Origin of the sequence: Flavobacterium sp. 245, from assembly GCF_004362055.1 — a bacterium.
Classification (GTDB): domain Bacteria; phylum Bacteroidota; class Bacteroidia; order Flavobacteriales; family Flavobacteriaceae; genus Flavobacterium.
This window is the reverse complement of the sequence record NZ_SNXB01000008.1, coordinates 261,868-269,922: the sequence shown is the minus strand read 5'-3', so window position 1 is coordinate 269,922 and position 8,055 is coordinate 261,868. Positions and strand designations below refer to the sequence as shown.

General features: G+C 33.0%; 5 protein-coding genes. All 5 read right to left on the bottom strand.

Features of this window, described 5'->3' with window-relative positions:
* Positions 1 to 182: 182 nt before the first annotated feature.
* The 5 genes from EV145_RS16405 to EV145_RS16385 all read right to left on the bottom strand — a co-directional run bounded on the left by EV145_RS16405 (position 183) and on the right by EV145_RS16385 (position 7,883).
* Entirely contained in the window at positions 183 to 1,349 is a 1,167-nt protein-coding gene (locus EV145_RS16405) for a DUF1501 domain-containing protein (RefSeq protein WP_133526278.1), read from the bottom strand.
* An 11-nt stretch (positions 1,350 to 1,360) separates the two neighbouring features.
* The gene (locus EV145_RS16400; RefSeq protein ID WP_133526277.1) at positions 1,361 to 2,758 is read right to left on the bottom strand and encodes a DUF1800 domain-containing protein; all 1,398 of its coding nucleotides are present in this window, start codon (positions 2,756 to 2,758) and stop codon (positions 1,361 to 1,363) included.
* Positions 2,759 to 3,003: 245 nt separating this feature from the next.
* Positions 3,004 to 3,936 (bottom strand): STING domain-containing protein, encoded by a 933-nt coding sequence (locus tag EV145_RS16395; RefSeq protein ID WP_133526276.1) that lies wholly within the window; start codon positions 3,934 to 3,936, stop codon positions 3,004 to 3,006.
* Positions 3,933 to 4,991 (bottom strand): nucleotidyltransferase domain-containing protein, encoded by a 1,059-nt coding sequence (locus EV145_RS16390; protein ID WP_133526275.1) that lies wholly within the window; start codon positions 4,989 to 4,991, stop codon positions 3,933 to 3,935. The genes EV145_RS16395 and EV145_RS16390 overlap by 4 nt, the downstream gene beginning before the upstream one ends.
* A gap of 498 nt (positions 4,992 to 5,489) precedes the next feature.
* Positions 5,490 to 7,883, bottom strand: a complete 2,394-nt coding sequence (locus EV145_RS16385) for a ribonucleoside-diphosphate reductase subunit alpha (RefSeq protein WP_133526274.1) — start codon at positions 7,881 to 7,883, stop codon at positions 5,490 to 5,492.
* Between the last annotated feature and the right edge of the window lie 172 nt (positions 7,884 to 8,055).

The window sequence follows — 8,055 nt, the reverse complement described above, 5'->3', positions numbered from 1 at the left end:
TCAAGGTATTGATGGAAAAAAGCCAATCGAAATGATAAATCCGTTACCGAAATAAGTGACTTTTACAATTCCGAGGAACGAGGAATCTCCGCAAGAAACTCCGCATAGAAACTCTTCAATCTTTGTCGAGCTACTTGCGGAGATTCCTCGTTCCTCGGAATGACAAGATTGCGGATAATCAATCAAAACAACCCCGAAACCGGCGAATTCCTAATCCCAATTTTAGAATAATCGAAATTCATTTTTTCTTTTAATAAAGAAGCATAAACACTTCTAAAATCAATCTCATGTTTAAAATCGCCGTTATCTAAGTCGGCTAAATTTGGGTTATTTCCTAAAATCGCTCCTTTATTGTTTCCTCCAATAATAAACATTGGTGCTGCAGTTCCGTGGTCTGTTCCGTTTCCGTTGTCTTTTACTCGTCGCCCAAATTCGGAGAAAACCACAACTGTAACATTCTGCATCAATTGCGCTTGTTTTAAATCCTGATAAAAGCTGTACAGGGCATCATTCAAATCAGTCAGTTTTCTTTCGTGAATCGCCAATTGATTGTCGTGCGTATCAAAACCTCCAAGTGATGTATAATACACTTTTGAATTCAGGTTTCCTTTTATCAATCGGGCAATCCATTCGAGGTTTTTAGATAATCCCGTTTTTGGATAACTGATTTCTGTTTTAGATTTTGCTAATGCTTTCTGGATTTCATCAGAGCCTTCTGTAACCGAATTGGCGATTTTTCGAACAAAATCTAATTGTGGATTATTAGACAAAGTCACATTTTCATCTTTATCTGATTTTACTTTAAATCGGTTTGGGTCTTTTACCGTAATAAAATTAGGTTCGATTCCTTTCAAAGCCAAATTATCAATAGAATCCAGATTGATTCCCGCCGTAGCCTGATGTCCGTTGCATTGCAAATCTAAATACCTGCCTAACCAGCCTTCGTTTATATATTTGTTAGAATCTGCTGCGGTTTGCCAAATTTCCTGACTTCTAAAATGAGAACGAATAGGTTCCGGATAGCCAACATTCTGAATTACGGTTAAATCTCCATTCTGTTGCATTTGAGCAAAGTCTTTTAACGAAGGATGAAATGCCATGCCTTTGTTTTTTCCAATCACAAGATCTTTACTTAAAGCAATTTTCGTTCTCAAATCATAATACAACGGATTATCGTACGGAATAAAAGTATTCAATCCGTCATTTCCTCCATTCAGTTGTACAAAAACAATACATTGCTCGCCGGTTACCAAATTATTTTGTGAACCAAAAGCATGCAAAAAATCAGGAAGCACAAGCAATCCGCCTGTGAATGTCCCTGTTAATGTTAGAAAATTTCTTCTGTTCATAATTTCAATTTTTAAACTAATTGATATTCCGGCAATTTTGTGATGTAATTAAAGAGTCTTGCTACCGCGAAATTGGCGTGTGGCTCTTTTGGGTCGAAATCATATTTCAGCAAATTTTCCATGTCTTTTTGCATGGAATCGTTTACTTTAAATAACAATCTGTCTGATAATTCAGTGATAATGGTTTTATTATTTCCATCAGTGTCAAAATCAATTTTTACATTGATTTTCTCGAATTCTGTTTTTGGCTTTTCATTTTCAGAATTCATTGTGTTCAAGACTCTTCTGGTGATGCTTCTTCCGCTGCAAAGCAAATCGGAAGTATTGTTGCGTTGCAAGTAAATTTGCGAAGTCAGCCAGGAGTTTCCACCATCCCAACCTTTCACATTTACTTGATTGTAGAAATCCATTCCTTGTTGTTTCAAGAAGAACATAATCATGGCATCATCCAAATCATCAATATGCAATTCTTCTAAAAGCTGTAGAATATAAACCAGCGGATTTTTGATTTTAGTTCCGGAATTCTCTTTTTTATATTCTTCGGTAAAAATTTTAGTCAGCAAAGGTTGGATTTCAAACTTTACTTTTCTGAAATAATCTCCGTAATATGCTACCAAATCTTCTGAAGGATTATCATAAACAAACCATTTCAGGATTTTTCGGGTAATTAAATAGGGAATGTTTTTCTGCTCAAAAATAATATCAACCAAATCATCAGATTTCCAGTTTCCGGTTTTTCCGAAATAGGTTTTATCGCTATTATCTTCTATATTTTTTCTGTAAACCGCACCATTATCTCCATAATTTAACCCAGCTAATGCTCTCGCGCCTTCTTTGATATCGCTTTCAGAATAATTCCCAATTCCGATCGTGAATAATTCCAGTAATTCCCGACTTAGATTTTCATTGTATTTGCCTTTTTTATTATCGACATTGTCTAAATACCGAACCATGGCATTTGATTTCACAATTTGCTTTGTCAATTCCTTGAAATTTCCAAAAGCATGTTCGCGCAAAATCATATTGTGCTGGTAAATCCAGTAATTTACTTTTACTTTTTGGGAAGTAGAAACGAAGTGATTGTGCCAAAAACAAACCATATTCTCTCTTAATGGAAATTCGTCATTTCGCATTTTGGAAATCCACCATTTTTTCAATTCTACATTCGAATAGATTTCTTTTTTGAGAATTTTCTTTTTGAATTCAGTATCGGCGGTTTTTATGGATTCGCGCAATGCTTTAAGCTCCAGAAGTGTTTTTGGATCATCATCTAAAAAAGCAGGAATTTCTTTGTCGAATTTTGAATCATAGGAATGTTTTAGAAATTTTTCTAATCCTAGTTTTTCGATTTGAATTGCTTGTTTTCCTGAAAAACCTAATCGTAATGACCAAAGATTGCTTTTTTTCATGATGCAGAAATTATTACAATAAGACTTTACTTTCTCTTAAAGGTTTAATTTAGAGAAAGATGCTAAGTTACTTAGTTACTGAGATGCTAAGTTTTAAAAATCTTTGGTAATAATTTCAACGGGAAATTTTTGGGAATATTGTCCAAATAATATTCAATATAGCTCGTGGTTTAAACCACGGGCTATATCTTTAAATAGGCAATTAAAAAAAGCAGTTATTACTTTCATAATAACTGCTTTTTTTACTATTCAATTCTTTCAAATTGTATCATTTCATCAAACCCATTTCTTAATGCTAAATCCTTAACAGTAATAACAAATTTTTCTAATTCTCTACTTAAAATCAACTCATAATCCTGACTCATTGAATTAAAATCATTTGGCAACAAATTCTGAATCGCATAATTAATCCCTGTTAAAATTGTAGGAAAATCAATAAAAATCAACTTCCCATATTGTATTTCAGTTTCAAGATTTATATATCGGGGTCTACCTGCATAACTAAAAGACACGCTTTTAGTTGATCGCTTCTTTTTGATTTTTTCAAATTGCAAATTCAAATCGCTGTTTAATTTACTTGGAATAATAATTTTAATCACACAATCTTCATATTTAACTCCTCCTTCTTCAAAACCTCCGTTTTCAATTAAATATCTACTTGTTGGAGAAATCAAGTTTTCAAAATATACCGATGCCAAAGTTGACGAAGGAAAAAAATTAATCGATGAATCATTTTGACTTCTAAACAAACTAGCAACTGTTGAAATAGCAGAAATCAAGCTATTAGTATCTTTTTTGCTAAATCTTGCAAGTGAAATCCCCTTAACATCTGAAAGGATATTTAGCTCTTTTTCTACAACGAATGCGCACTTAGACAATCCTAAACGCCCCATAAAAAGGCCCAATTCAAAAAGAATATTGTCTCTCGATTGTAAAACTTCCGACTCTCTCACTAATACCTTATCATCAGTAGTGCCTAATAATATACCATAATCAAATTGCAAAGTCGCTTTCAATAAATCATGAAGAAAATTATTGTTTATTTTAAAAACAGAGGTATCCCATACTGTATCATTCCAAATAACAACTTCAAATTCTGGCTCAAGCATTTTTTTAACTGACTCCGCAATTAATAATTCTTCTGAAGATGAACCTATAAATATTCTTTTCTTTCTCATATCGCAACAAGCATTTTTAAATCTGCTAAAACCGAAACCATCTCTGTCATTATTTTTCTCAATGCCTCTAGTTTTTCAGGCTTATTTTTAAAAATATCTTCATTTCCATCTACTGACTTTAGTCTTTCAGAATGTTCTTTATTTTCTGACAAGCTTTTCAATTGATAAAACAAAACCGGTACTAATTCATAAAAGCTTTTGTCTATATACTTATCAATATTGACATCATAGCATATTGCATTAATATCAAAACTTGACAAATTAATTTCATGATCAGAATCCGCTTTTAAATTTTTCAAAAACCTAATCATTTTCTTCAATCTTCCAGCAGTAACACAACTTCTATCATTTATTCTTGAAATACTGAGGAAAGGGTAATCAGGATTCCCTTTTGAATTAATATCCTTATTATAAACCTGTATACCTCTGTAATCAGACTCTTTATCTTTTAATACAGCTGTAACATTATCATACCAATTTGCTATTACTACATCAACATCCCTACTTAAATTTTGATTTGTAATTTTTATTGCTTTTGGATGACAAATATCACATATGTCATATTTTTCTAATAGTTTAGACTCAGATTCTTTTCGATTTTTCTTTAAATCTTCAATTGCATTTCCGGAATATCCAGCATTATTAATTTCATTTTGCAATTTTTGTATTTGAGTAGAATATAACTGAACCTTCAAGCTTTCGGTTCTCAAAACTGTTTCAATTGATGATCTATCGAATGTGTAAAATTTATCACATATTACTAGTAAATCAATATCGCTAGCTCCACGTATATGAGTGTTAGTCATAACTGATCCTTGATATCTAAACACAACATCTGTAAGTTTTTCTTTTAGATGATTCTGAACTCTTTCACCTGCTAATTTACTTTTTTTAGTGTATTCTTCTTCCACTCCTTTCATAGCATACCTTATATATTTCAATACATCACTATATGAAATAGTAGATAATTCGCGCGAAAAAGATTCAGTTATTGCTATATTTTCAGGATTATTCCTTTTTTGTATATTATTTATTAATCTCTTATAATCTTTCATAAAGTTGATAGTGTATTTAATCATATTTATATCTGAAGCTTTTGCTCAATAAGCCAAAAAATCAGTATTTGTTTAATTTCTTAAACTAATTTTTCATCTTTAGTAATTAAAGCAACTTAATATAAATAGATAGTAATATTAAATGTAAAATTGTTTGTAATAAGTAATCCATTAAACCCCTATAGAACGAATTATATCTATAAGGTTTAAGTCATTTATAATTTTCTACAACATTTAACTTGGAAAGAAGATTCGAATTTTATACTTTTGAAGAATAAAATAAGCAGGTGAGATAACCTTACCTTCTGTATATAACTTATAATTAGGGGTCGGATCCAAATTAATTAAGTTTTACCAAGTTAGGGATGTCATAGATGTCCCTTTTTTTATGTCTTTTCTTTATCTCAACTATAAATTTAAAAATTAATTCTTTAAAAAAGGCTTCCTTGTTAAGAAGCCCTTTTTACCAATATTCTTTTATTTAAGTTCTTAAAAAGATTAACTTCCACACATTTCACAATCCTCAGGACCTGCAGCTTGTGCTTTTAGCAACATCGCTTTATAATCCTCGATATTGATCTCTTCTGTTTCTGCAACTAAAGCTGGAGCTGTTTCCTCTTTTTTATCGTTGTTTAATGTGAATTTAATCGCATCAACTGCTGATTTTGTTCTTAAGTAATACATTCCTGTTTTCAAACCAGACTGCCAAGCGTAGAAGTGCATTGACGTTAGTTTAGAATAGTTTGCATCTTGCATGAACAAGTTCAACGATTGTGATTGATCAATGAAATAACCTCTCTGACGAGACATATCGATAATATCTTTCATCGACATTTCCCAAACTGTTTTGTATAATTCTTTTAAGTCTTGTGGGATAATGTCAATATTTTGAACAGATCCGTTATGACGCATGATTTCTTGTTTCAAATCTTCGTTCCATAAACCAAGTTTTACTAAGTCTTCCAGTAAATGTTTGTTTACCACGATGAATTCTCCAGACAATACACGACGTGTGTAAATGTTTGATGTATATGGCTCAAAAGCTTCGTTGTTTCCAAGAATTTGAGAAGTCGAAGCCGTTGGCATTGGGGCAACTAATAATGAGTTACGAACTCCATGCTCCATTACTTCTTTTCTTAATGAAGCCCAGTCCCAACGACCAGATAATTCTTCATCTTTCATTCCCCACATATTGTATTGGAATTCTCCTTTAGACATTGGAGAACCTTCAAATGTAGAATATGGACCTTCTTCCTGCGCCATTTCCATAGAAGCGGTTACAGCTGCGAAGTATAAAGTTTCGAAAATTTCCTGGTTTAATGTTTTAGCCTCATCACTAGTAAATGGCAAACGCAACATAATAAAAGCATCTGCTAAACCTTGTACTCCCAATCCAACTGGACGGTGACGCATGTTAGAGTTTTCAGCTTCTTTTACCGGGTAATAGTTTCTGTCGATTACTTTGTTCAGGTTACGAGTTACACGTTTTGTAACATTGTAAAGCGCTTGGTGATCGAATTTTCCGTTTTCAATAAACATTGGCAACGAAATAGAAGCCAAGTTACAAACAGCGATTTCATCTTTAGAGGTAAACTCCATAATCTCAGTACACAAGTTAGAAGAACGAATAGTTCCTAAATTCTTGTGATTCGATTTACGGTTTGCTGCATCTTTGTACAACATATAAGGCGTTCCAGTTTCGATTTGTGATTCAAGGATTTTCTCCCACAATTCACGTGCGCGAATGGTTTTTCTACCTTTTCCTCTAAATTCGTAATCCATATATAAAGCTTCGAATTCATCTCCGTAAACGTCATATAATCCAGGGCATTCGTTAGGACACATTAAAGTCCATGTTGTATCTTCCTGTACACGTTTCATGAATAAATCTGAAGTCCACATTGCGAAGAATAAATCTCTCGCACGCATTTCTTCTTTTCCTGTATTTTTCTTCAAATCCAAAAATTCAAAGATATCAGCATGCCAGGTTTCGATGTAAATCGCAAAACTACCTTTACGTTTTCCACCACCTTGATCTACGTAACGAGCCGTATCGTTGAACACTCTCAACATTGGCACAATTCCGTTTGAAGTTCCGTTAGTACCGCGAATATAAGATCCTGTTGCACGAACGTTATGAATAGAAAGACCAATTCCTCCCGCTGATTGCGAAATTTTAGCCGTTTGTTTTAAAGTATCGTAAATTCCGTCAATACTATCATCTTGCATTGCCAAAAGGAAACAAGAAGACATTTGAGGTTTTGGAGTTCCGGCATTGAACAACGTTGGTGTTGCATGCGTAAAGAACTTTTTGGACATTAAATCGTAAGTTTCAATAACCGATTTTAAATCGTCTAAGTGAATACCAACAGAAACACGCATTAACATGTGTTGCGGACGCTCAACAATTTTTCCGTTTATTTTAAGAAGATAAGAACGCTCTAAAGTTTTAAAACCAAAGTAATCGTAATTAAAATCTCTTGTATAGATGATATGAGAATCTAAAAACGCAGCGTTTTCCTGAATCACTTTAAATACTTCATCCGAAAGCAATGGCGCTTCTTGTCCATTTCTTGGATTTACGTAGTGATACATATCTTTCATCGTTTCTGAGAACGATTTTTTTGTATTTGAATGTAGGTTTGAAATTGCCACACGCGCTGCCAATTGAGCATAATCAGGATGCGCAATAGTCATAGAAGCTGCCGTTTCTGCTGCAAGATTATCTAATTCAGAAGTAGAAACCCCATCATACAATCCCTCGATAACTCTCATCGCTACCTTTACTGGATCTACGAGCTCATTCAAGCCGTAACACAATTTTTTGATTCTTTCTGTAATCTTATCAAACATTACGGGCTCTCTGTGGCCATCTCTTTTTACTACATACATAAGCTTACTATTTATAGTTATTGAAAAAATGAAAGCATCTAGAAAACGAATTCCAGTACTTAAACATTGCGTGTTTTTAAATTATTTTTCGAGAATTACAGGATTCTCAATAGTTGCCCTTTTCCAATTTGAATATCAAACCGAAAAGCCGTTAAAATTGCTATTAAATCTC